The following is a 25,756-nucleotide window of genomic DNA, read 5'->3' on the forward strand; positions in this document are numbered from 1 at the left end:
ACCGCCCCGCCCGGTCAAGGGCGCGCCACGTTCGGCGCGTCATGTGCGTGGCGTGTCCGCATCATGTCCGCGCCGTGTCCGCGTCGTGTCCGCGTCGTGTCCGCGTCGTGTCCGGTTAACTCCTGATATGAAAAATAATTTTCAATAACAAATAATATGAAAAAATATTAACAAACGGATGTTCATCCGACGCTGGGTGACGCAATGGTTCGCAAGGCGCCGTTCCAGGCGCAGGGAGTGCAAAGATGGGCGCAGAAGTGGTCGTATCTTCATCGGAACCCAGGCTGCAGCAGCTCGAGCGGGCGCTCGACGACATTGGCGTGACGCCGTCGCACAAGAAAATCCTGGCGCTGATCCTGTTCGGCGTGCTGTTCGACGTCTTCGAGCAGAACGCCGTCGGCCTCGTCGGGCCTTTGCTGCGCGAGTCCTGGGGCGTCTCGGCCGCGCAGATCGGGTTCCTCAACACGCTCACGTTCGGCGCGGCGGCGATCGGGCGGCTCGGCTCGGGCTACATCGCGGACCGCTACGGACGCCGCACGATGCTGAGCATCAACCTGATGCTCTTCACGCTCGGCGCCCTGATCTGCGCGCTCGCGCCCAACTATCCGACGCTCGCGGCCGGGCGTTTCATCGTCGGCTTCGGCCTTGGCGGCGAAATCTCGATCGCCGTCACCATGCTCGCGGAGTTCTGCTCCTCGCGCTTTCGCGGTGTGGCAGTCGGCGCCATCAACGTCGCGGGCGGCGGACTGGGCAATATGCTGGCGCCAGCATTCGGACTCGCGGTCTTCGCATTCTTCCCAGGGCCGGATAGCTGGCGCTGGCTGTTCGGCTGTCTGGTGTTGCCCGCGTTCTTCGTGCTGCTGTATCGCCGCTTCATTCCCGAGACGCCGCGATTCCTGCTCTCGAAGGGCAGGGTGGAAGACGCCAACCGCGTACTCAACGTCCTTGCCTCGGGCAAGCTCGGCAAGTTCGCCGGCGGGGCGAAGCGCTATCTCAGCGAAGCGCCGGGCGGCGCGCACCGTGCGGAAAAGGTGCGCCTGCGCGAGGTGTTCATCGGACCGCTGGCGCGCCGCACCGTGGCCGTGGGCATCGCCGTGTGCATGACGTATGGCGCCCAGATTTCCGTGCTCACGCTCATGCCCACCATCCTCATGGCGCAGGGCTACACGCTCAGCAAGAGCTTCGTGTTCACCATCGTGATGCAATCGGGCAGCTTGCTCGGTGCGCTCACCGCGTCCTATTTCGGCTTCCGCTTCCCGCGCAAGCGCGTATTGACGCTCGGCGCCATTGCGGCCTGCGTGATCGGGTTGTGCTTCGGCTTCCTGTCGAAGTCGCAGCCGCTGATTCTCGTGTTTGGCGCCGCTTTCCAGTTCTGCGTGCTGCTGCTCAATACGTCCATCTGGATCTATGCGCCGGAGCTCTATCCCACGCGAGTGCGTGCGTTCGGCACGGCGTTCATTCTGGCGCTGGGCACGCTGGCCGGCGCGGCCATGCCGCTGGTCGCCGGACGCGTTTTCGACCACGCGGGCATTGGCGGCATGTTCGGCATGATGGCGGCCATGTATGCGGTGTTCGCTCTTGCGCTGACGTTCGCGCCGGAGACGTTCGGCAGGCCGATCGACGGCCCCGAGGCCGACGCCGGGCGCGAGACGTCGGCCGCAACGGACCATGACACGCACGCCGCGAGAACGTCTGCCGGCGCCCCCGTCACACCCGCTTCCTGATTCGCCGACATTGCCATGACCCGTATTCTGCTCATCAACCCCAACACGTCGACGGCGACGACGCACATGATGGCCGGCATCGCCCGAACGTATTTCGCCAGCGTGATGGCCGGGCCACCGAGCGTCGTTGGCGCGACCGTGCCGCAGGGCGCGCCGATGATCGTCGACGAGCACGATCTCGCCATCGCGGCCGAGGCGGTGAACGATCCGCAGATCATTGCGCTGGCGGCGCTGGCCGACGGCGTCATCGTGGGCGCGTTCGGCGACCCCGGCATCGACGCGCTGCGTGCACGGCTCGACGTGCCGGTCGTGGGCATCGGCGCGAGTTCGGTGCGCGAGGCGGCCACTGGCGGCCGACGCTTCGGCATTGCGACGACGACCCCGCGGCTCGCCGATTCGATCGCCGCGAACGTGCGTAAGCTGGGGCTCGGCGCCCACTTCACCGGCGCGCGATTCACCACAGGCGATCCGCTCGCATTGGGCGACGCGCCGGCGCAGTTGGAGTCGAGTCTCGCGGGCGCCGTGCAGGCCTGTATCGAGGCCGACGGCGCGCAAGCCGTCGTGATCGGCGGCGGACCGCTGGGCGAGGCGGCGCAGGCGCTGGGCGAGCGATTCTCGATCCCGGTCATCGGGCCGGTGCCCGCCGCTTGCCGGGCCCTGCTTCGGGCGATGCGCCTCGGCCAGGCACGCCCGTTCAGGGAGGAGACGACATGACTCAACAGCCACCATCACGCATGCAGGACGCGCAGCAGCCAATGCTCGATCCCATCTACAGAAAGATCATGTGGCGGATCATTCCCTTCATCTTCGTGCTGTGGATGCTCGCGTGGATCGACCGCGTGAACGTCGGCTTCGCGAAGCTGCAGATGCAGCAGGACCTCGGCTTCAGCGAGACCGTCTACGGCATCGGCGCGGGCATCTTCTTTCTCGGGTATTTCTTCCTCGAGATCCCGAGCAACTGGCTGTTGCTGCGCATTGGCGCGCGCCGCACGCTCGCGCGCATCACGCTCGGCTGGGGGACGATATGCGTGCTCATGATGTTCACGCATTCGCCCGTGTACTTCTACGTCATGCGCTTCCTGCTCGGGGCATTCGAAGCGGGGTTCCAGCCGGGCGTGCTGCTCTACCTGACGTTCTGGTTCCCGGCGCACCGGCGCGCCAAGGCGTTCGCGTGGTTCATCTCCGCGTCGGCGGTGTCGTCGGTCGTGGGCGCGCCGCTCGCAGGCGCGATCCTCAACGGCATGCACGGCGTCAACGGCTGGGCGGGGTGGCAGTGGCTGTTTTTGCTCGAGGGCGTGCCGACCGTGCTCGCCGGCGTGCTGGCAGTGTGGTTTCTGGTAGACCGGCCCGCGCAGGCGAGCTGGCTCTCGGAGACGGAGAAACGTCTGCTGCAAGCCGATCTCGACCGCGACCAGAAGAGCGCCGGCAAGCGCGAGCACAGCTTTGTGCAGGCGGTGCGCAGCCCCAGGCTGTGGCTGCTCACCGGCATCTACTTCGGTATCGTTGCCGCCAATGCGACGCTGTCGTTCTTCGCGCCGACCATCGTTCGTGCGCTGGGGCCGACCAATCCTTTGCACATCGGGCTGCTCGTCGGGGTGATGTACGTCTTCGGGGCGATCTTCCAGATCGCCATCGGCTACAGTGCGGACAAGCGTCGCGAGGCGCGCGTGCATTGCGCGATCCCGGTGTTCGTGGGCGCGTGCGGACTGGCCGGCGTGGGGCTGTTCGCCGGAAGTCATGGCGTGGCGGCGTTCCTGTGCCTCGTGGTCGCGGTATCGGGCACCATGGGCGCGATTCCCGTCTTCTGGCAGTTGCCGAACGCCTATCTCGCCGGCGGCGCTGCGGCGATGGGCGTGGCCTTCATCAATTCGGTCGCGAATCTGGCCGGCTTCGGTTCGCCGTACCTGCTCGGCATGGTCAAGGATGCGACGGGGAGTTTCAATGCCGGGCTCTGGATCGTGGCGGCGCTCGAAGCGTTCGTGGCGCTGCTGATCTGGTGGCGAATGCACCGCCGGGAGACCCCGGCGACCGTACCGGAGACGGCCTGAGCTCTCGGGGCGGGGCGGGGCAGCGGCACGGCGCTGGGGCCCGGTCCCGCAGTATTGCCGAGCGCCGTGGCGCACCTTGGGCGAGACAATCCCGCGCGGGCCTGTTAATATACGTTTCGTAGTTACTTTGTATATAACAGGGTCGCATCATGGGAATCATCAAAATCTCGGAGCCGATGCACGCCGCGCTGCGTAACACCAGCGGGGCGCTGAGCCGCTCCATCAACGCGCAGGCCGAGCATTGGCTGCGCGTCGGCATGCTTGCCGAGCTCAACCCGTCGCTGAGCTACGGCGAAATTTGCCGCCGTCTCATCGAATCCGACGGTGCGCTGGTCGACGCCAACGCCGCCGTGTCTGCCGCAGCCGGTGCGCTCGTCACCGCATTCGACAAGGTGGCGTAATGGTGCGCGAACGCGTTGTAATCCGCTCGAAAGAAGAAATCGCCCTGTCGCGCCGCGCGGGGGAGATGGCCGCGCAGGTGCTTGCCATGATCGGCGAGTACGTCAAGCCCGGCGTGACGACCGACGAGCTCGATCGTCTCTGCCACGACTTCATCGTGAACGAGCTCAAGGCGATTCCGGCGAACATTGGCTATCACGGCTATCCGAAGACGGTGTGCACCTCGGTCAATCACGTCGTGTGTCACGGCATTCCCGGCGAGAAGAAGCTCCACGACGGTGACATCGTGAATATCGACGTCGCCCTGATCAAGGACGGCTGGTTCGGCGACACGAGCCGCATGTACTTCGCCGGAAAGCCCAGCATTCTTGCCAGGCGCCTCGTCGACACGACCTATGAAGCGATGCTCGCGGGCATTCGCGCGGTGCGCCCCGGCGCGACGCTCGGCGACGTGGGTTACGCGATCCAGACGGTCGCGCATCGCGAAGGCTTCAGCATCGTGCGCGACTATTGCGGACACGGCATCGGCACGACGTATCACGACGACCCGCAGGTGTTGCACTACGGACGCCCGGGTACGGGGCTCACGCTCAAGCCGGGCATGATCTTCACCATCGAGCCGATGGTCAACGTGGGCAAACCCGACACGAAGCAGTTGGCCGATGGCTGGACGGTCGTCACGCGCGACCGTTCGCTCTCGGCGCAATGGGAGCATATGGTGGCGGTGACCGAGACGGGATTCGAAGTGCTCACGCAATGGCCTGACGGGCTCGGCGAGTATGCCCGCTACGGCGAGCTGGCCAGTCCGGCCGAGGCGAACGCCGCCTGATCGCTGATCGCGCCGGCCGATCGCCGGCCCCGTGATGGATGAGCGGCCCGCGCTGCCAATGCAGTGCGGGCCGTTTTTGCGTCTGGCGACGCCGGCACAGCGATTCAGACGTCGTCGGGGGCGCCGTCGAGTTGCAGCAACTCGTTGGCAAAACGCCGGTACACCCATGCCGCGCTGCCGATGGCCACCGCGATCCATGCGACAGACAGCAGCGTTTGCAGAATCAGCGAGCCGAGGACCACCACCGTGGCGTCTGGCGCGACGGCGAGAACCAGGCGGAAGAGCACCGTGAGCACGATGCCGACGACCACGAGCGGGAGCACCGAAACGAACGTCGTGCCGAACATCGCCCAGAAATGCCCGCGCGAGTCGTGCCAGGCGGCGCGCCAGCGCTTGCTGCGGCCCGCGCCGATTTGCCCGTAGATCAGCTGCACGCGCACGAGCGCGTATATCAGCGCACAGAACAGCAGCACGAAAAAGGTGCCGAGCAAGGCAAACGAACTGCCGTGTCCCATGGCGCGCAGGGCGAGCACCGCGAGCACCGACAGGACGATCCACACGACGGCGATGCTCACGAAAATCTGGATCGACGTCCACAGATATCGCCAGAGATCGCGGCCGTACCAGCGGGCTGCGCGTGCGGCTTCCGGCCCGAGGATCACATATCGGAAGATGTGGAGCGCCAGCACGGAGAACGCCACGACGTTTACGATCATCACGGCGAACGAGACGAGGCCCACGCGAATGCGAGGGCCCGCCGCGACGCCGTCGTGCGCCATCGTGGCGGCAAGCGACCTGAGCGAGACGCCGAGCGCGAACATCACCAGTACGATGACGGCAACCGACAGACACAGGATGGGACGATTGCGCAGGGCGTTGAAGCCGTCGCGCCATGCGCCTCTGAAACACTGCTTGAATGTGATCTGTTCCACGATTTCCCCCGGGGCGAGCGTTATTTCGCAGATCGAAGCGATATGGCGTGATGCGTCAGAACGCCGCCATTCTTGCAGAACGAGCCGGGGCTGACAATGCGGGAAGGGAGAACGAGGGAAGGGAGAACGAGGGAAGGGAGAACGAGCGGAGCGCTTCGAGGGGGCGCGGCGGGGCGAAGCCACCGCGGGCGTGAATGCGAACGCCGCGGCAGGGCGCCCGGTGCGGGCGCCCGCAGCGGGTTCAGGCGGTAACGACCCGGCGCAGCACTTCGGCGTGTGTGACGAGACCGACGAGCCGCGCGGCGTCATCGAGCACGGGCAGGGTGCCGTGGCGTTGCGCCATCAGCAGCGCGACGGCTTCGGACAGCGGCATGCCCGCCGTTGCCGTCTTGAGTTCCCCCTGCATGACGTCGCGCACCGCCGGGCGCGGCCTTGCCGCCAGGCCGAAGCGCGGCCAGCGCTGACGACGCGCCCGGCGCGCGTGCAAATCGTGACGCGTCACCAGTCCGATGACCCGAGCGTCGCCGTCGACGACGGGCAGCGCGTCCAGACCGTGCCGCTGCAGCAGGCGCCAGGCAGCCGGCGCTTCCTCATGCGCATGCACTTTGGCCAGCGGCGGGGCCATCACGTCGGCACACGTGAGCTCGCGGGCACGGCGTGCGTATGCTTCGCGCTGTGTGTCGCGCAGCAGACTGGCGAGGTCGTCCGGGGAAATGTCGAGCAGTTCGCTGCGACGCGCGAGTGCTTTTTCGGCGTCCGCGGTCGTGACCGGAATGGCCGACGGGTTGACCGGGCGCACCGGCGTCGTCTGCGCGCGCGCCGCATGCGGATAGCGGTGACCGGTGAGCGCGTGATAGCCGATCGCCGCGCCCAGCAGCACGACCGTCTGCACGGCGATCGGCTCGAGGACAAAGCCGTAGCCGAGCGCATGCACGGCGGGCCCGCCGAGCACGGCAGTCAAGGCGACCGCGCCCGAAGGCGGGTGCACGCAGCGCAGGGTGAACATCAGCGCGATGGACACGCCGACGGCGGCGGCCGCCGCGATGACCGGCGACGGAATGTAGGTCGCACACGTCACCCCCACCACGGCCGCAATCAGATTGCCCCCAACGATGGACCAAGGCTGGGCGAGAGGACTGGCAGGCACACCGAAGAGCAGAACGGCTGATGCGCCCATCGGGGCCACCAGCCACGGAATATAGGTTGCAGGGCCAAGCAGCCAGAGCATCAGGCCGCCCGTCAGCGCGATACCGCACAGGGCGCCGACGCCGGCGCGCAGGCGCTCTCGCCAGTGCACGGCGACTACGGCGGGCAGAAAGCCCGTCAACCATTGCCTCACGTCTTGTTGTGTCATTGCCATGTCGTCCGCTCCACCGAGTGCACCGAATCGGGGCATTCGTTTGATATTTTGTGCATGATATATCGTATATCGATGGATTGGGAGGGCACGAGGCGTGATTTTAGTGTTGCGCCGCAGCGAAAACAGCATCGCGATCAGCGTGGCGGGGAGAGGGCGCAGCAAATTTCAGAAAACGGGACGGACGGGGCGCGAACCTTGCTAGCGTTGTAGCGGCGCCTGGTGACGGAGTGACGGAGTGACGGAGTGACGGAGTGGCGTAGCGGGGGAGACGGGGCGCATGCGGCAGGGGCGAGACCCTGCCGCATGGCTGGCCAGTCAGAAGGAACTGCCGACGATCGCGTGGGCGCGGCGTGGCTCAGCGTTGGCTGCCAAGCACGATTTGTGAAATCACGCCCGTGCCGATAGCCACGAGCAGGAAGTCACCGCCGACGCCCACCCAGTGATAGCCGCGCGGTGGCGGGTTCAGGCGATATTGTCGATAGTCGTCGACGACGTATTGCCGGTCGCGATACTGCTGCGGCACGCGCTCGCCGCGGCGCCATTCGGGATGCTGCCAGGTGTCCGGTGCAGGACCCGCATTGCCGCGCGGCGGCGGGCCGCCATGCTGCGCCTTGGGCGCGCCGTGTTGCGGGTGTTGCGGGCCGTGGCCGGGAGGTCCGCCATGCGGACCGCCAGGGCGCTGCCCCGGAGGACCGCCGGCGCCGGGGCCTTCCGAGCCGCCCGGGCCGCCCGGGCCGCCCTGGGGCGGCGGTCCGCCTTGTGCGAGCACGAGAGTGGAGGAGACCGCCAGACCGGCGGCGAGGCAAAGCGACAACGTTTTGCGCATCTTCATTGTTTGCACTCCTTATCGTAGGGTCGAAGCGACCGAACGCGGGCAAAGCACTCGAGATGACTGGCCAGCGACGATTTCCGCATGCAGGCGCCCCGAGCCGGGGTGCGGCGAAAACCGTGCTGCCATCCTACCATTGCCGGATAAAAAAACGCCCGGACATGCCCGGTGTCGTGGGACGCGGGCATGCGCCGGGCAAGCAGGGACGCAGGGAAGAAGCCTGTGCGCTCCTTATCGGAGCTAGGGTGCATCGAGACCGGCGGCACGCATGACGCGCGTCGGGGGCAGGTCGGCGCGTCGCTCGGCTTGGGGATGACGAGTGGCCGCCGGCCCGATGCATTCACTACCGAGGACGGGCCGGACGCCCGGCGCCGCCCTCGCTTTGCGTTATCGTGCCGCCACCGTGGGGTTGGCGGCGTTCGCGCTGGCCGTGGGCGCACCGTTCGGCTTCGCGGCCGGCACATCGCCCCAGCCACCGCCGAGCGCACGGATCAGGTTGACCGTCGACACCGCCTGTGCGCCGGCCAACTGCACGGCGTTGCGCTGCGCCTGCAGCACGGTGCGCTCGGCGTCGATGACGTCGAGATAGGCGATCGAGCCTTCCTGGTACTGCGTGCGCGAGAGCTGCGCGGCGCGGCGCGACGATCTCACCGCATCGTCCTGCGCGCGGGTTTGCTCGTCGAGCAGACGCAGGTTCGACAGGTTGTCCTCGACCTCGCGGAACGCAACGAGCACCTGCTGGCGATAGTTCGCGACATCTTCTTCGTACTGAGCACGGGCGCGCGCCAGGTTGCCGCTGCGCGCCCCGCCGTCGAAGATCGGCAGCGAGAGCAGACCGCCCACGGCCGGCCCAAGCAGGAACGTGCGGCTCGACCAGTTGAACAGATCGCCGAGCGTGGCCGCTTCGAACCCGCCCGAGCCCGTCAGCGAGATCGACGGGAAGAACGCCGCCTTCGCCACGCCGATGCGCGCGTTCGCTGCCGCCATGGCGCGCTCGGCGGCGGCGATGTCCGGACGCCGTTCGAGCAGCGCCGACGGCAGCCCCGCCGGAATGCGAACGTTGACCGGCGCGAGCGGCGCGGGCTCGAACGTGAACTCCGCCGGCGTCTTGCCGAGCAGAATCGCGAGGCTATGCTCGGAAGCGGCGCGCAGGCGCGCGATGGCCAGCGCGTCGGACTGTGCCGTGGCCAGTTCGGCCTTGGCGCGCGCCACGTCGAGCTCACCGATGTCGCCTTCGGTGAAACGCCGCTGCACGAGCTTGAGCGCTTCCTCGCGCAACTTCACGGTCTGCGTGTACAACGCCTGCTCGGCGTCGAGCTGGCGCAGGTTGAAGTAGTTCTGCGCGACGTCGGCCTGCAGCGCGAGCTGCACCGAACGGTACAGCGCTTCGCTTTGCTCGGCGTCGGCGCGGGCCGCCGCCACGCTGTCGGAGACACGGCCGAACAGATCGACCTCGTAGCCGACGCCGGCCTGCGCGCGCCACAGCGTGTACGGCGCGATGTTCGTGCCATCCGGCTGCAGTTGTGATGCCGGCGAGATTTTCTGGCGCGTCGGCCCGAAGCTGGCGTCGAGCGTCGGGAAGAGCGCGGCGCGGGCCTGACGCTGCACGCCGCGCGCTTCCTGCACGCGGGCGGCAGCCGCCTTCAGGCTCTGATTGGCCGCGAGCGCGTCGGCTTCGAGCTTGTCGAGCGTCGGGTCGCCGAACACTTTCCACCATTCGCCGCGCTCCGTCGCTTCCGACGGCTCGGCGGTCTTCCAGGTGCCGGCCTGATTGGCCGGCAACGCGGCTTCCTTGAAGGCCGTCGGCGTTCCCTTGTCGGTCACCTCGGGCACTTGGTACGCCGGGGCCATCGAGCAGCCCGCCACCACGAGCAGCGTGGCGAGCATACCCGGGACACCCAGGCTGCGTTTGATCGATTGCGGTTGCATGATAGACATCCTTCAGACTTCGGCCTTGACGTTGGCGGGCATGGTCGACGCGTGCGCGCTATGCAGCGGCTTCTTGCCGGCGAGCGCGCGCAACAGCACGTAGAACACCGGTGTGAGCAACAGGCCGAAACCCGTCACGCCGATCATGCCGAAGAACACCGCGATACCCATGGCGTGACGCATTTCCGAGCCAGCGCCCGTCGACATCACCAGCGGCACCACGCCCATGATGAACGCGATGGACGTCATCAGGATCGGGCGCAGACGCAGCCGGCTCGCCTCGATGGCCGCGGCCACGGCCGAGCGGCCCTGCATTTCCAGCTCCCGTGCAAATTCCACGATCAGGATCGCGTTCTTCGCGGATAGCCCCACCAGCACCATCAGGCCGATCTGCGTGAAGATGTTGTTGTCGCCATTGGTGAGCCACACCCCGAACAGCGCCGACATGATGCTCATCGGCACGATCATGATCACGGCGAGCGGCAGCGTGAGACTCTCGTACTGCGCGGCGAGCACCAGGAACACCAGCAGCACCGAGATCGGGAACACCCACAGCGCCGAATTGCCCGCGAGAATCTGCTGGTACGTGAGGTCGGTCCATTCGAACTTCACGCCGCGCGGCAGCGTTTCGGCCGCAATGCGTTCCACGGCCGCCTGCGCCTGACCCGACGAGTATCCTGGGGCCGGGCCGCCGTTGATGTCGGCCGCGGTGTAGCCGTTGTAGCGCACCACCATTTCCGGACCGTAGGTCGGCGAGACCTTCACCAGCGAGGAGAGCGGCACCATGTCGCCATTCGCATTGCGCGTCTTGAGCAGGCCAATGTCTTCGGCATGGGCGCGGAACGGCGCGTCTGCCTGCACACGGACCTGATACACGCGGCCGAACTTGTTGAAGTCGTTCACGTACAGCGAGCCAAGATAGATCTGCATCGTGTCGAACACGTCCGTGATCGGCACGCCGAGCTGCTTGGCCTTCACGCGATCGAGGTCCACGTTGAGCTGCGGCACGTTGATCTGGTACGACGAGAACGTCGGACCGAGCTCCTTCGTCTGCGACGCCTTCTTGATGAAGGCCTGCGTGGCGTCGTTCAGCGCTTCGTAACCGAGCGCGCCGCGGTCTTCGATCTGCAGCTTGAAGCCGCCGAGCGTACCGAGGCCCATCACCGGCGGGGGCGGGAACACGGCGATGAACGAATCCTTGTTCTTCGAGTACTCGGCATTGAGCTTGTCCGCGATGGCGGCTGCCGCGAGCGTCTTGTCGTGACGCTTGGCAAAGGGCTCGAGCATGACGAACACGATACCGGCGGACGACGAGTTGGTGAAGCCGTTGACCGACAGGCCGGGGAAGGCCACCGCGCTTCTTACGCCGGGCGTCTTCAGCGCGATGTCCGTCATGTCGCGGATCACCTTGTCGGTGCGGTCGAGCGACGCGCCGTTGGGCAACTGGGCGAACGCGACCAGATACTCCTTGTCCTGCGCCGGCACGAAGCCGCCCGGAACCACTTTGCCGAGCAGCATCGTCACACCGATGAGCACCGCGAAGATTGCCATCATGAGCGCCTTGCGGCCGACCGCGCGGGTCACGCCCTGGCCGTACTTCTCCGAGCCGCGATGGAACACCCGGTTGAACACGGCAAAAAAGCGGCCGAGATATCGGTTCATCTGGCGCGTGAGCCAGTCCGGCTGCGCGTGATGGTCCTTGAGCAGCAAGGCTGCCATGGCCGGCGAGAGCGTAAGCGAGTTGAACGCCGAGATCACCGTCGAGATCGCGATGGTCATCGCGAACTGCTTGTAGAACTGGCCCGTCAGACCCGACATGAACGCCAGCGGCACGAACACGGCAACGAGCGTGAGCGCAATGGCGATGATCGGTCCGCTCACTTCGCGCATGGCCTGATACGTGGCCTCCTTCGGCGAGAGCCCCGCCGCGATGTTGCGCTCCACGTTCTCGACGACCACGATGGCGTCGTCCACCACGATACCGATGGCAAGCACCATGCCGAACAGCGAGAGTGCGTTGATCGAATAACCGAAGCCGAGCAGCAGCGCGAAGGTGCCGACGATCGAGACCGGCACGGCGAGCAGCGGAATGATGGATGCGCGCCACGTTTGCAGGAACACGACCACCACCAGCACCACGAGCGCGATGGCTTCGAGCAGGGTGTGGATCACGGCCTTGATGGATGCGCGCACGAACTGCGTCGGGTCGTACTCGATGCGGTATTCGATGCCCGGCGGCATGTCCTTCTGCAAGTCGGCCATGGCCTCGCGGACCTGGTCGGAGATCTGCAGCGAGTTCGCGCCCGGTGACTGATTGATGGCCAATGCCACGGCGGGCTTGTTGTCGAGCAGCGAGCGCAGGCTGTAGCTCGAGGCGTCGAGCTCCACGCGCGCCACGTCGCTCAGATGCGTGACGGCGCCGTCCGGCGACGTCTTCAGGATGATGTCGCGGAACTCTTCTTCCGTGTTCAGACGGCCGCGCGCGTTCACGTTCAGTTGCAGCGGCGTGTTGGGACCGGCCGGCGTCGCACCGATCACGCCGGCGGCGACCTGCACGTTCTGCTCGCGAATGGCGTTCACCACGTCCGAGGCGGTGAGGCCGCGCTGGGCCACCTTGGCCGGATCGAGCCAGACGCGCATCGAGTAGTCGCCGCCCCCCCACAACTGCACTTCACCCACGCCCTGGATGCGCGAGAGGCGATCCTTCACGTTGATGAGCGCGTAGTTGCGCAGGTACGTCATGTCGTAGCGGTCGTTCGGCGAGATCAGGTGCACCACCATGGTGAGCGTGGGCGAGGACTTGATCGTCGTCACGCCCAGACGCTGCACGTCTTCCGGCAGACGGGGCAGGGCTTGCGAGACGCGGTTCTGCACGAGTTGCTGCGCCTTGTCCGGGTCGGTGCCCAGGCGGAAGGTCACCGTTGTCGTGAGGTTGCCGTCGCTATTGGCCTGCGACTGCATGTAGAGCATGTTTTCCACGCCGTTGATCTGCTCTTCGAGCGGCGAGGCAACGGTCTCGGCGATCACCTTCGGGTTGGCGCCGGGGTATTGGGCGTGCACGACGACCGACGGCGGGACCACTTCCGGGTACTCCGAAATCGGTAGCTGGAACACGGCGATCAGGCCGGCCAGCAGCGTGACGACCGATAGCACCCCTGCGAAGATGGGCCGGTCGATAAAGAATTTTGAAATGTTCATAACGAAACTCTGGGGTGTCGTTCAGCGCGCGAGGCGTGTGATGTGTCCGTGTGCCCGAACACGCTCACGAACGCGTCGCCGCCGTCGTTGCAGCCACCGACTGCGACTTCGCCGTCCGGGCCGGGCCGGCTGCTTTGCCGTCGGTGCCGTTGTTCTGAGAGGTCTTGGCGCCGGCTTCGCCCGCGGCGGATTTGGCCGACGCGTCCTTGGTGCCGCTGGTGCCGCTGGTGTCGCCAGCGGCGAGAGCCGTCGTGGCGGCGTCGACCGGACCGCCGGTGTCGCCGGCCATCTTCACGACCTTGGGCGAGACCGCATCGCCCGGACGCACGCGTTGCAGGCCGTTCACGACGATGCGCTCGCCTTCCTTCAGACCGCCGGCCACTTCCACGAGCCCGCCGTGGCGCTCGCCGAGCTGCACTTCACGGTACTGCACCTTGTTCTGGGCATCGAGCACGAGCACGAACTTCTTGCTCTGATCGGTGCCGATGGCGGCCTGGTCCACGAGCAGCGCCGGGTGCGGCTCGCCGCCGCCCACGCGAATGCGGGCGTAGAGGCCGGGCACGAGCGCGCCGTCGGTGTTGTCGAAGCGCGCGCGCACGCGGATCGTCCCCGACGTGGTGTCGAAGCGGTTGTCGACCGAGTAGACGGTGCCCTTGCGCGAGTAGCCCGCTTCGTTGGCGAGGCCGAGATCGACCGGCACGCCGCCCGGTTTCGCGGTGTCGCGCGACAGATAGCGCAGGTACGTCTGTTCGTCGACGTCGAAGGCCGCGTAGATCGGTGAGACCGACACCACGGTGGTCAGCGCAGGCGACTGGGCGCCGGCCGAGACGGTGTTGCCCACGGTGATTTCCGCGCGCGAGACACGCCCCGAGACGGGCGCCACGATCTGCGTATAGCCGAGGTTGATGCGCGCCGCTTCGAGCGCGGCGCGAGCGGCCTTCACGCTGGCGGCGGCTTCGCGCGCGGCGTTCTCCTTCTGGTCGAAGTCCTTCTTCGCGATGGCGTTATCCGCGATCAGGCGTTGCGCGCGCGCAAGATCGGTGCTGGCGAAGACGTCGCGCGCCTGTGCCGAGGCGAGCTGGGCGGCGGCGCGGTCCACTTCGGCCGCATACGGGCGCGGATCGATCGTGAAGAGCGGGTCGCCCTTCTTGACGAGTTGTCCGTCCTTGAAATGCACGGCGGTGATGGTGCCTGACACGAGCGGCTTGATGTCGACGCGGTCCACGGCGTCGAGCCGGCCCGAGTAGCTTTGCCAGTCGGTCACGGTGCGCGAGATCACGTTGGCCACGTCGACTTCGACCGCGGGCATGACTTGCGCAGCGGGGGGCGTGCTGGCGTCGACGCGCACGACGGTGAACGTGCCTATGGCCACGAGGACGGCCGTCGCAGCGGCGGCAATGAGGACGGGTTTGCGAGCGAGGGTGGTCATTTCTTCAAATCTCCGGCTTCGGATGGACTCACTGGGTAGAGCCGGCGGCAGGCGGTGCCAGCCGGCGTGTCAGGAACGCGGCCACCTCGCGCAGTGCTGCGGGCAAGGCGGCCAGACCGTGATGGGAAGCGCTGCGATGGCGCGTGACCTGCGTCGGCACGCCGGCCGCGATGAGTTCGGCAGCGTATTTTTCAGCTTCGACGTGCAGCAGGTCGTGTTCGGCGGAAGCGATCAGCGTGGGCGGCAAACCCGCGAGACGGCGTGATTCGAGCGGCGCCGCGTAGGGGTGCAGCCGCTGCGCCGCGTGGGGCAGGTAAGCGCGATAGCACTTGGCGCATTCGCTTGCCTCGATGTCGCTCGGCGTGCGGCCGTCGGCCAGGCGCGTCATGCTGGGATCGAGCAGCGGGGCGAGCAGCGCCTGTGCCGCGATCGCGATTTCACCGCGATCGCGTGCAATCATCGTGAGGGCCGTGGCAATATTGCCGCCGGCATCGTGACCGGCCACCGCGAGACGGCGCGCGCTCGCCCCATACCGGCGGGCGTGGCGGTGCAGCCAGAGCGCGGCGTTCCAGGCGTCTTCGGGCGCGGCCGGAAACGGGTGCGCCGGAGCGAGCGAGTAGCCGACCGAGACGACCAGCGCCGGGATGTGAGCGGCGAGGTAGCGCGCGGCGGCGTCCCCGTCGTCGAGCGAGCCCCCGCAGAAGCCGCCGCCGTGGAAATACAGCACGGCGGGCAGGTGCGCTTCGAGCGGGACCACCACGCCCGGCTCGCCGGTGTGACCGACGCACGGCGCGGCAGACGGATTCGGCCGGTACAGGCGCAGCGTGACCGGGCCGACGTGGCCGGCAACGCTCACCTCTTCGATGCGCAGCCCGTCGTCGGTGCGGGACAGCTGACCCGAGTGCGGCTTGGTGTTGACAGACATATGGCGTTGGGCGCGCGCGAGCGACACCCCTCTGATGACATTGGATGGAGCGAAGTCTAGAGGCCACGGACATCCGGATAAACGCCTATAATTTGGCAACACTGTTCGGCTAGCTCGACTAATCGACGCAAGCCTTATGGGCATTGGCTTATGCCGCCGACCAATATGCATATGCCCGCGCCGTTCGGGCGGGTGACGGGCACTGCAGCGGGTGCGATGGCGGTTCGGTCAGTGCAACATCATTCTCATCGAGGGAAACACCATGGATCGCTTGCAGGCAATGCAGGTCTTCACGCGGGTGGTCGAGGCGAATAGCTTTTCGCGCGCGGCCGACAATCTCGGGCTGCCGCGCACCTCCGTGACCACCATCATTCAGAATCTGGAGGCGCATCTGGGCACGCGGCTGCTGCAGCGCACGACCCGGCGGCTCAATCTCACGCCGGACGGGGCGGCGTACTACGAGCGCTGTCTGCGCATCCTGGCCGACATCGAGGAGACGGAATCTTCGTTCCGTGAGAGCAGCCAGCGCGTGCGCGGCAAGCTGCGCGTCGACATGCCGGGCTCGCTCGGCAAGCTCGTGGTGCTGCCGTCGCTGTGCGAGTTCCACGACCGCTACCCCGAGATCGAACTCATGGTCGGCATGGGCGACAAGCCGGTCGACCTGATTCAGGAAGGTGTCGATTGCGTGCTGCGCGTGGGCACGCTGCAGGATTCGAGCCTCGTCGCGCGCCGCGTCGGGCTGTTCCAGAGCCTGACGTGCGCCTCGCCCGCGTATCTCGAGCGCATGGGCGTGCCGCATACGCTGGAGGATCTGCAGCGCCACACGGCCGTGCACTATTTCTCGAGCCGCACGGGGCGCGTGCTCGAAGAGCAGTTCCTCGTGGACGGCAAGGAAGTCGAAATTCGCGTGCAGGGCTCGGTGGCCGTCAACGACGCCGAGGCGTATCTGCAGCTCGGCCTGGCCGGTTTCGGCATGGTGCAACTCGCGCGCTTCATGGCGCTGCCGTACCTGCAATCGGGCCAACTCGTGGAGGTGCTCCATCAGTGGAAACCGCCGCCCATGCCGATCTCGGCGGTGTATCCGCACAACCGCCATCTGTCGCCGAAAGTGCGCGTATTTGTCGACTTCATCGCCGAACTCTTCGAACGTTGCCCGTTGCTGCAAGGACTCGACGAGACGGCCGGCCAGTGCAAGCCGACGGTCGCGGCGGCCGATGCCGATGCCAGCCCGAACGGTCGCTGGGGCACGTATGGCACCGAAATGGCGCCACAGGAGGTGGTGGTTTGACATCCGGGCCGGCGGCGCGGGTGAGGCGCGCCACGCCGGCCGACGCCGCCGCATTGCCGGGCGTCGAGCGCAGCGCCGGCGACCTGTTCCGGACGCTGCCCGGCCTGGGCTGGCTCGCAGATGGCGAGCCGATTGCCGAAGCGCATCATCGGCGATGGATCGCCTCGGGCACGGTCTGGGTGGCGGTGGACCCGCACGGCGAGCCCGACGCTCCCGTCGGTTTTCTGGACGCTGAAGCCTTTGACGACGCCCTGCACGTTTGGGAAATGTCGGTGCACAGGCGCTGGCAAGGGCGGGGCATCGGGCGGGCGTTGCTCGATGCGGCGAGCGCCCATGCGTGCGACGTGGGCCTTGCCAGGCTGACCCTCACCACGTTCTCCGACGTTCCCTGGAACGCGCCGTATTACGCGCGCATGGGGTTCACGCGCATCGACGCCAGCGCACTATGTACGCGTTTGCAAAGCGTACTGGAAGCGGAAATTGCCGCCGGTCTGCCGGCGGCACGGCGCTGTGCAATGCAGCGGTGGACGAACGCAACGGCCGGAACGTCAGGAATCACAGGATCGGCCTGACGCCGCGGCTTACGCAACGCCAGGCGCGCGGCCCAAAGAAAAGCCCCCGGCATTGCGGCTCGGGGGCTTTCGCGATACCTCCCTGTGTCAGGCGTCGGCAGCCGTGAGCCGGAAGGGCGGAAGAAGGGCGGAAGAAGGTGGGGGGAACGGGGCAGAAGCGGAGAGAAAAGGAGGGCGGTCCGGTCAGTGTGCCGAGGCTTCCTTGACGCGCTTGCCGATGTGCTCGAGCGCTTCGTCGACCTGATCGATGAGGATCAGGCACAGGTCGCCCGGTTGCAGGCGCGCCAGCGCCGTGTCGATCGCCACGAACTCGCCGCGGATTTCGTCGATGTGAGTGGCGCGGCGCGCGTTGGCCAGACCCTCGCGCAGCAAGCGCAGCACTTCACCGTCTTCGCGGCCTCGCTGGCATTGATCCTGATAGAGCAGCACGTCGTCGAAGGCGTCGCCAAGGATCTGCGTCTGGCGGCGGATGTCTTCGTCGCGACGGTCACCCGCCCCCGAAATCACCACCGAACGGCGGCGCGCCGGCATCGTTTCGACGGCCTGCGTGAGCGCCGCGATCGCATCCGGGTTGTGGCCGTAGTCCGCAATCACGGTCGCGCCCTTGTAGTCGAACACGTTGAATCGGCCGGGTGCGGTGCCCGCATCGTTGACGAACGTGGCAAGGCCCGCGCGGATCGTCACCGGGTCGAGCTCGAGCGCCCATGCCGCGCCGATGGCGGCCATCGCGTTCTCGACCTGGAAGCCGATCGCGCCACCGCGCGTGAGCGGAATTGCCGCCAGCGCATAGCGGGTTTCTTCGCTGCCGCGCGCGGCCACGATGTGACGGTCCTCGACGTACACGACTCGCTTGCCCTTCGCGCGATGCGTGGCGAGCACGGGATGCGCGCCGTCGACGGCGAAATAGGTCACGTCGCCGGGGCAGGCGTCGGCCATGCGCGCGACCATCGGATCGGCGGCGTTGAGTACGGCCATGCCGCGCGGCGCCACGTTGCGCACGATTACGCTCTTGAGCACCGCCAGATCCTCGACGGTATTGATGTACGACAGGCCCAGGTGGTCGCCCATGCCGATGTTCGTCACCACCGCCACGTCGCAACGGTCGTAAGCGAGACCCTCGCGCAGCAGACCCCCGCGCGCGGTCTCGAACACGGCCGCGTCCACGTCCGGATGCATCAGCACGTTGCGCGCGCTGCGCGGACCGCTGCAGTCGCCGGTGTCAATGCGTTGACCGCTGATATAGATGCCGTCGGTGCCGGTCATGCCCACGCGCAGCCCTTGCTGTGCAATCAGGTGGGCAATCAGGCGCACCGTGGTCGTCTTGCCGTTGGTGCCGGAGACGGCCACGACCGGAATGCGGCCGTCGTCTCCGTCTTCGAACATCGTCGAGACGATCGCTTCGCCGACCGCGCGGCCCTTGCCGTATGACGGCTGCAGATGCATGCGCAGGCCGGGCGCGGCGTTGACTTCCACGATGCCGCCCGCCTGTTCCTCGAACGGGCGGATGACGGTCTCGCACACGGCGTCGACCCCGGCGATGTCGAGCCCGACCTGCTGGGCCGCGGCTACCGCACGCGCGGCGATTTCCGGGTGGACGTCGTCGGTCACGTCGGTTGCCGTGCCGCCCGTCGACAGGTTGGCGTTGTTGCGCAGCACCACGCGCGCGCCGGCCTCGGGTACGGAGTCGGCGTCGAGCCCCTGCTTGGCGAGCGTGGCGAGTGCGATGTCGTCGAAGCGAATCTTGGTGAGCGACGTGGCGTGGCCTTCGCCACGGCGCGGGTCGGCGTTTACCGCATCCACGAGCTGGCGCACGGTATGCACGCCGTCGCCCGTTACCTGCGGCGGGTCGCGACGCGCGGCCGCCACCAGCTTGTTGCCGATGACCAGCAGGCGGAAGTCATGACCGGGGATGTAGCGCTCGATGATGACGTCGCGGCTGATGTCCTGCGCGGCCTCGAACGCCTTCTCGATCTCTTCGCGCGTGCGCAGGCGCACGGCGACGCCCTTGCCCTGGTTGCCGTCGCGCGGCTTGACCACGACGGGCGCATCGATTTCCTGCACGAGCTTCCATGCATCTTCGATATTGCGCACGGTGCCGCCGAGCGGGACCGGCACGCCGGCCGCGTGCAGCAGCGTCTTCGTCAGGTCCTTGTCCTGCGCGATCGATTCGGCCACGGCCGAGGTGCGATCGGTTTCGGCCGCCTGGATGCGACGCTGCTTGCTGCCCCAACCGAACTGCACCATCGAGCCTTCGGTGAGACGGCGGTACGGAATGCCGCGCGCCACGGCGGCATGGACGATCGAACCGGTGGACGGGCCGAGGCGCACGTCCTCGTCGAGATCGCGCAGGCGATGGAGCGCGTCGGCCAGATCGAACGGGCTGTCCTCGAGCGCGGCATTGACGAGCTGCTGCGCGAGATCGAACGCGAGACGGCCGACCGGCTCTTCGCTGTACTGCACCACGACCTGAAACGTGCCCGGCTCGATGGTCTGCGTCGTCTGACTGAAGGTGACCGGACAGCCCGCGGCGGCCTGCAGGTGCAGCGCCGTCGTGGCGAGCGCGTCGGCCAGCGACACCGGACGCTCCTCGGCATCCGGCGTGAGCGCCGGCAGCTCGGCGAAGCGAGCGCGCAGACGAGCCTCGAAGCCGGCCAGATTGCCGATCGAGTATTCCAGATCGGTGCACGTCACGATCGCCTCGATGGCGGTGTGGCGGCTCCAGAGGTTCGGGCCGCGCAATGCGCGGATACGGGAGACTTCCATAAATTGCAATCCCTGTCTGTCCACTTCGCGTCCCCTGTATGGCGGTTGGTCGGCGAGAAAAACGACTGTGGTTTGGGTATTCGGTAGCTATCTATATAGAGAAGACGGCGGCGGGCGGCGCGCGCCGTCTTCAGGCGCCGCTCAGGCGGCCAGCGCGCGCATCGGCTGGCCCATCCACAGATGCACCAGATCGAGCATTGCCGCGGCGCCGCCTTCGTCAGCCTGCAACACGAGCAGTTCGCCGCTCGCGAGTTGCGCGAGCGCCGCTTCGGCCGCTGCACGCCGCTCGCCCGCATCGCTCACCTGCACCTTGGTGCCGGCCGCGTCCAGGCCTGCGCGCAGCTGGGCCCGCATCTCGTCGGCCGGGCGCTTGCGCGCGACGCTCAGGTCGTCGCACAGCACCACGCGGTCGAAGGTCTCGCCGAGCAGCTTGCCCTGGGCTTGCAGGTCTTCGTCCATGCGGTCGGCGCCGGCGCCGTACACCGCAATGCGGCGGGCGGCAGGCAGCGTGCCGAGCGCGGCGGCGAGCGCGGCGAGCGCCGGGGCGTTGTGGGCGTCGTCGACGATGACCGTCGCCCCTTGCTTCTCGAACAGCGTGAAGCGACCCGGCGCGTCGACCTGACCCACGTCGAACGTGATCACGCCGGTGCGCAGGACCTCGATGGCGACGCCCATCGACCAGGCGGCGGCCACGGCGGCGAGCACGTTCTCGACCTGGAAGGCGACTCGGCCGGCATACGTCAGCGGCATGCTGGCCGTGGCGCCGAGCACGGTTTCGTCCGTGCCGGTGGCGAGGATCACCTGAGCGTCGCGCACGAACACCACGCGCTTGCCTGCGGCGCGATGCGCCACGATGGCCGGCAGGTTTTCGTCCAGACCGAAGAAGATCACGTCGCCATCGCACAGCTCGGCCATTTCCACCACGAGCGGATCGCGGGCGTTGAGCACCGCGACGCCATCGGGCAGCACCACGTCGACTTGCGTGCGCAGCACGCTGAACATGCGATCCACGTCCTCGACGAAATACTGGCCCAGATGGTCGGGGCGGTCGATGTTGGTCACGATGCCGACCTGGCAGCGGTCGTAGGCCAGCCCTTCCGAGAGGATGGCAGTGCTGTCGTTCTCGAAGACGGCGGCGCTCACGCTCGCGTTCATCAGCACGCGCCGCGCGGCATCCCAGTTGGCGCGGTCGCCGCCCTGAACGAGGCGCTTGTCGAGGAACAGGCCGTCGCTGCACGCGAGTCCCGTGTGCTCGCCCGCGAGTTGCAGCAAATGCGCAAGCAGGCGGGCCACCACGGTCTTGCCGTTGGTGCCGGTGATGCCGACGACGGGAATGCGGCCCGCGTCGCCCTCGGGAAACAGATGGTCGACGATGGCGCGGCCCACCGGACGCGGCGTGCCTTCGGCCGGCTTGAGATGCATGAGCAGGCCCGGGCCGGCGTTGACTTCGACGATGGCGCCGCGCTGCTCGGTGAGCGGGCGCGAGATGTCTTCGGCGACCAGATCGACGCCTGCGATGTCAAGCCCGACGATGCGCGCGGCGAGCGATGCATGGGCTGCCACGCTCGGGTGCACGCGGTCGGTGACGTCGAATGCGACGTTGCCGTTGCGCTGGATCAGCACGTTTTTGCCTTCGGGCGGCACGGAGTCGGCGTCGAAGCCCTGGCGCCGCAGTTCCAGCCGGGCCGACGAATCGATGCGCACGCGGTTGAGCGGCTGGTCTTCGGCGCTGCCGCGGCGCGGGTCGCTATTGATCTGCAGCTCGATGAGTTCCGAGATGGTGTGCTTGCCGTCGCCGACGACGCAGGCCATCTCGCCCATGGCCGCGGCCACGACGCGGCCGCCCACCACGAGCAGGCGGTGCTCGAGGCCCGGCACGAAGCGCTCGACGATCACGCCGCTGCCTTCCTCGAGCGCAACGTCGAACGCCGTGGTGACCTCTTCTCGCGTGGTGAGATTGATGAATACGCCGCGGCCGTGGTTGCCGTCGTAGGGTTTCACGACGACCGGCAGACCGATGTCTTCAGCGGCCTCCCAGGCGTCCTCGGCGCTGTCGACCAGCCGGCCTTCAGGCACGGGCACGCCGCACGATTCGAGCAGTTGCTTGGTGAGATCCTTGTCGCGCGAGATGCTCTCGGCAATGGCGGGGGTGCGGTCGGTCTCGGCGGTCCAGATGCGGCGCGCGGCGGCGCCGTAGCCCAATTGCACCAGATTGCCGTCCGACAGACGCAGGTGGGGGATGTCGCGGTCGTCGGCGGCGTCCACGATGCACGCCGTGCTCGGACCGAGACAGTGCTTGTCGACCAGGCCGCGCAGGTTTTCGACGGCGGCCTCGACGTCGTAGGGGCGGTCTTCGATGGCCGCCATGACCAGATCGCGGGCGGCGAACAGAGCCGCGCGCGTCACATCTTCGTGCCAGGCGCGAACGATCACCTTGTAGACGCCCGGAATTGGCGTCTCGCGCGCCTTGCCGAAGCCGCCGGGCATGCCGGCGAGGTTCTGAAGTTCGAGCGTGACGTGCTCGAGAATGTGACCAGGCCAGGTGCCTTCGCGCAAGCGCTGCAGGAAGCCGCCGCGCTCGCCGATGCTGCAGCGGTGCTCGATGAGGCTCGGCAGCCATTCGGACAGCCGCTCGGGGAACCCCGGGATCTTGTTGGACGGGAACTCCTCGAGCTCGCCGATATCGACCCATGCCTCAAGCACCGGCCGATATGTCCACATATTCGGCCCGCGCAGTGACAGGACATCGAAAATTTCAATGTCTTTCTTTTTCATCTAAGGCTTATTTCACGCGTTCTGGCTGGTCTGGGAAGCCGGCGAGGCCGATTTCGGGCGGCGCAGCCGGTCGCGCTATTACAGTTAACTGGTTACTTAACGTGAAAATCCGCAAACGGTTGACCGTCGCAACAATATTTCCATTGTGCGGTGTGTCATCGGGGAACTCCGCGCCGCAAAGGGCGTCGCTGTGGTTATACTTGCGGCAAATTCGCGGACTGACAGGGAAAGTCCGCCTTGATTCTTCTCCGTTTGCCTCGATGTCCGCCCCTTGAGGACACGTCTGCCGCAGCAATGACCGACACTTCCACCCCGGCGCCTTCTGGCGCTGCCACGCCGCAAGCCGCTTCCGATAGCGACGCCTCCGGTTCGCCTTCGCCTTCGCCTTCATCTTCGTCTTTATCCTTGCCTTGCGCCTCCCCCCTCGGCCGCAGTGCCGCCGCCCAGCCCTGGTATCCGGAAGTCGCCGCGCAACTGGCCGCCGGCGAATCCGTGCTCGCGTGGCTGCCCGTGGACCTCGACGCCCAGTTGCATTTCGCCCGCGGCGTAGTGGTGGCCACCGAGCGCCGCTTGCTCGCACGCGAGCCGCGCCGCGATGGCGCGCACGGCGAATGGCGGTCGCTGCCATACCGTGCCGACCTGTCGCTCTCGCACACGGACCACGCAGGCGTGGGCTCGCTGGAGGTGTGCGACGCGCGCGAGAGGCTCGCTCACTGGCGCTACACGCTCGGTCACAATCCGGCCGCGCTGCAGTTGATGGATAGGGTCGCGCGTGAGCGCGACGCGCTCGTCGCCGGGCATACGGCGACTGCCGAACCGGTCGAGGCGGGGGTGTGCCCGATCTGCCAGGCCGAGTTGCCGGCGGGCGTCGACGACTGCCCGCAGTGCAATTCCGAGACGGAAGCCCCACCGTCGACGTGGGCATTGCTGCGCCTGTGGCGCTTCGCGCGTCCGTACCGTTTCCAGTTGCTGGCCGGTTTCCTGCTCACCCTGTGCGCGACGGGCGCCACGCTGATTCCGCCGTATCTGACCATGCCGCTGATGGATAACGTGCTGATTCCGTTTCAGAACGGTCAGCCGATCGACTACGGCCGCGTGGCGATGTATCTCTCGGGACTGCTCGGGGCCGGTCTCGCGGCATGGGTGCTTGGCTGGGCGCGCACATACCTGCTGGCGAAGGTGTCGGAGCGGATCGGGGCCGATCTGCGCACGGCCACGTACTCGCACCTGCTGCGGCTCTCGCTCGAGTATTTCGGCGGCAAGCGCACGGGCGACCTGATGGCGCGCATCGGCTCGGAGAGCGACCGCATCTGCGTGTTTCTGTCGTTGCACCTGCTGGACTTCGCGACCGACGTGCTGATGATCATCATGACGGCGGTCATTCTCGTGTCGATCAACCCGTGGCTCGCCGTGGTCACGCTCGTGCCGCTGCCGTTCATCGCCTGGCTCATCCATCTGGTGCGCGATCGCCTGCGTCACGGCTTCGAGAAGGTCGACCGGATCTGGGCGGAGATCACTAACGTGCTCGCCGACACGATCCCGGGCATTCGCGTGGTGAAGGCGTTTGCGCAGGAAAACCGTGAAGTCGCGCGCTTCAAGGAGGCGAACCGGCACAACCTGGTGGTCAACGATCGCGTGAACCGCGTATGGTCGCTGTTTTCGCCGACCGTCACGTTCCTTACCGAAGTCGGCCTGCTCGTGGTGTGGATCTTCGGCATCTGGCAGATTTCCCGGCACGAGATCACGGTCGGCGTGCTGGCCGCGTTCCTCACGTACATCAGCCGCTTCTACACGCGTCTGGACTCGATGAGCCGCATCGTCTCGGTCACGCAGAAGGCGGCAGCCGGCGCCAAGCGCATCTTCGACGTGCTCGATCACGTCTCGAACGTGCCCGAGCCGGCCAACCCCGTGCATCTGAAGGAAGTGAAGGGCGCCATCGACCTGCGCGACATCGGCTTTCGCTACGGCAACCGTTCGGTGATTCGCGGCATGGACCTGCGTATCGCGCCGGGCGAGATGATCGGGCTCGTGGGCCATAGCGGCTCGGGCAAGAGCACGCTGGTCAACCTGATTTGCCGCTTCTACGACGTGGCCGAAGGCGCGATCCAGATCGATGGGGTCGACATTCGCGCGCTGCCGGTCTCGGAATTTCGCCGTAACGTGGGGCTCGTGCTGCAGGAGCCGTTCCTGTTCTTCGGCACGATCGCCGACAACATTGCATACGGCAAGCCGAACGCCACGCGCGCCGAAATCGTGGCGGCCGCGCGCGCGGCGCACGCTCATGAGTTCATTCTGCGGTTGCCGCACGGTTACGACTCGCTCGTGGGCGAGCGTGGCCAGGCGCTCTCGGGCGGCGAACGCCAGCGTATCTCCATCGCGCGGGCGCTGCTGATCGATCCGCGCATTCTGATTCTCGACGAGGCAACCTCGTCGGTGGACACCGCCACCGAGAAGGAAATCCAGAAGGCGCTCGACAACCTCGTCAAGGGCCGCACGACGATCGCCATCGCGCACCGCCTCTCCACGCTGCGCAAGGCCGATCGCCTCGTGGTGCTCGACCGCGGCAAGATTGTCGAGGTTGGCAATCACGACGAGCTGATCGCGCGCGAGGGCGCGTACTACAAGCTTTACCAGGCCCAGCAGCGCAACGTCGACACCGACGTGGACGACGTCGTCGCTTCGGCCGAAGCGGCCGCCACCGTTGCCGCCGTGGCGGCTGCGCCGGCCCAGCCGCTCTCCGTCAACTGAACGTTCGC

The 25,756-nt window shown here is 67.0% G+C and carries 17 protein-coding genes; 8 read left to right on the top strand and 9 right to left on the bottom strand.

Annotated elements, in window-relative coordinates; translation table 11 throughout:
- Positions 1–245: 245 nt before the first annotated feature.
- The 5 genes from PNO31109_RS03285 to map all read left to right on the top strand — a co-directional run bounded on the left by PNO31109_RS03285 (position 246) and on the right by map (position 5,000).
- Entirely contained in the window at positions 246–1,724 is a 1,479-nt protein-coding gene (locus PNO31109_RS03285) for an MFS transporter (protein WP_150554228.1), read from the top strand.
- Positions 1,725–1,739: 15 nt separating this feature from the next.
- The gene (locus PNO31109_RS03290; protein ID WP_150554229.1) at positions 1,740–2,438 is read left to right on the top strand and encodes an aspartate/glutamate racemase family protein; all 699 of its coding nucleotides are present in this window, start codon (positions 1,740–1,742) and stop codon (positions 2,436–2,438) included.
- The gene (locus tag PNO31109_RS03295) at positions 2,435–3,772 is read left to right on the top strand and encodes an MFS transporter (protein WP_150554230.1); all 1,338 of its coding nucleotides are present in this window, start codon (positions 2,435–2,437) and stop codon (positions 3,770–3,772) included. The genes PNO31109_RS03290 and PNO31109_RS03295 overlap by 4 nt, the downstream gene beginning before the upstream one ends.
- A 149-nt stretch (positions 3,773–3,921) precedes the next feature.
- Positions 3,922–4,173 carry a ParD-like family protein gene (locus PNO31109_RS03300; protein WP_150554231.1) on the top strand — a complete coding sequence of 84 codons (252 nt, stop codon included), beginning with the start codon at positions 3,922–3,924 and terminating at the stop codon, positions 4,171–4,173.
- Entirely contained in the window at positions 4,173–5,000 is an 828-nt protein-coding gene (gene map / locus PNO31109_RS03305) for a type I methionyl aminopeptidase (RefSeq protein ID WP_150554232.1), read from the top strand. Before PNO31109_RS03300 ends, map begins: the two co-directional genes overlap by 1 nt.
- A 104-nt stretch (positions 5,001–5,104) precedes the next feature.
- Here the strand turns inward: map and PNO31109_RS03310 are convergent, their stop codons facing one another.
- The 7 genes from PNO31109_RS03310 to PNO31109_RS03340 form a co-directional block, all read right to left on the bottom strand.
- Positions 5,105–5,932 (bottom strand): hypothetical protein, encoded by an 828-nt coding sequence (locus tag PNO31109_RS03310; protein WP_150554233.1) that lies wholly within the window; start codon positions 5,930–5,932, stop codon positions 5,105–5,107.
- Between the two features lie 241 nt (positions 5,933–6,173).
- Positions 6,174–7,286 (bottom strand): HPP family protein, encoded by a 1,113-nt coding sequence (locus PNO31109_RS03315; protein ID WP_150554234.1) that lies wholly within the window; start codon positions 7,284–7,286, stop codon positions 6,174–6,176.
- 361 nt (positions 7,287–7,647) lie between these two features.
- Complete coding sequence (locus PNO31109_RS03320) at positions 7,648–8,124, bottom strand: RcnB family protein (protein WP_150554235.1); 477 nt, start codon at positions 8,122–8,124, stop codon at positions 7,648–7,650.
- Positions 8,125–8,508: 384 nt separating this feature from the next.
- Positions 8,509–10,050, bottom strand: coding sequence for an efflux transporter outer membrane subunit (locus tag PNO31109_RS03325; protein WP_150554236.1), 1,542 nt, complete (start codon positions 10,048–10,050; stop codon positions 8,509–8,511).
- 12 nt (positions 10,051–10,062) lie between these two features.
- A complete protein-coding gene (locus PNO31109_RS03330) occupies positions 10,063–13,248 on the bottom strand; it encodes an efflux RND transporter permease subunit (protein WP_150554237.1) in 3,186 nt (1,061 codons plus the stop codon).
- A 64-nt stretch (positions 13,249–13,312) separates the two neighbouring features.
- The gene (locus PNO31109_RS03335) at positions 13,313–14,677 is read right to left on the bottom strand and encodes an efflux RND transporter periplasmic adaptor subunit (RefSeq protein WP_244958118.1); all 1,365 of its coding nucleotides are present in this window, start codon (positions 14,675–14,677) and stop codon (positions 13,313–13,315) included.
- 28 nt (positions 14,678–14,705) lie between these two features.
- Positions 14,706–15,602 (bottom strand): alpha/beta hydrolase, encoded by an 897-nt coding sequence (locus PNO31109_RS03340; protein WP_150554238.1) that lies wholly within the window; start codon positions 15,600–15,602, stop codon positions 14,706–14,708.
- Between the two features lie 262 nt (positions 15,603–15,864).
- Between PNO31109_RS03340 and PNO31109_RS03345 the strand changes: the two genes are divergently transcribed.
- Positions 15,865–16,890: a LysR family transcriptional regulator gene (locus PNO31109_RS03345; protein ID WP_150554239.1), complete on the top strand. Its 1,026-nt coding sequence runs from the start codon at positions 15,865–15,867 to the stop codon at positions 16,888–16,890.
- The gene (locus PNO31109_RS03350; RefSeq protein WP_150554240.1) at positions 16,887–17,462 is read left to right on the top strand and encodes a GNAT family N-acetyltransferase; all 576 of its coding nucleotides are present in this window, start codon (positions 16,887–16,889) and stop codon (positions 17,460–17,462) included. The genes PNO31109_RS03345 and PNO31109_RS03350 overlap by 4 nt, the downstream gene beginning before the upstream one ends.
- Before the next feature lie 183 nt (positions 17,463–17,645).
- On the opposite strand, the gene cphA (PNO31109_RS03355) is transcribed toward PNO31109_RS03350, so the two are convergent.
- Both cphA (PNO31109_RS03355) and cphA (PNO31109_RS03360) read right to left on the bottom strand, forming a co-directional pair.
- On the bottom strand, positions 17,646–20,225 hold the full coding sequence (cphA, locus tag PNO31109_RS03355; protein WP_150554241.1) for a cyanophycin synthetase: 2,580 nt from the start codon (positions 20,223–20,225) through the stop codon (positions 17,646–17,648).
- Between the two features lie 141 nt (positions 20,226–20,366).
- On the bottom strand, positions 20,367–23,000 hold the full coding sequence (cphA, locus tag PNO31109_RS03360; RefSeq protein ID WP_150554242.1) for a cyanophycin synthetase: 2,634 nt from the start codon (positions 22,998–23,000) through the stop codon (positions 20,367–20,369).
- A gap of 294 nt (positions 23,001–23,294) precedes the next feature.
- Here cphA (PNO31109_RS03360) and PNO31109_RS03365 point away from each other — a divergent pair, with 294 nt between their 5' ends.
- The gene (locus tag PNO31109_RS03365) at positions 23,295–25,748 is read left to right on the top strand and encodes a cyanophycin metabolism-associated ABC transporter (RefSeq protein WP_150554243.1); all 2,454 of its coding nucleotides are present in this window, start codon (positions 23,295–23,297) and stop codon (positions 25,746–25,748) included.
- Positions 25,749–25,756 lie beyond the last annotated feature (8 nt).

The sequence above is a fragment of the Pandoraea nosoerga genome (assembly GCF_902459585.1).
Classification (GTDB): Bacteria; Pseudomonadota; Gammaproteobacteria; order Burkholderiales; family Burkholderiaceae; genus Pandoraea; species Pandoraea nosoerga.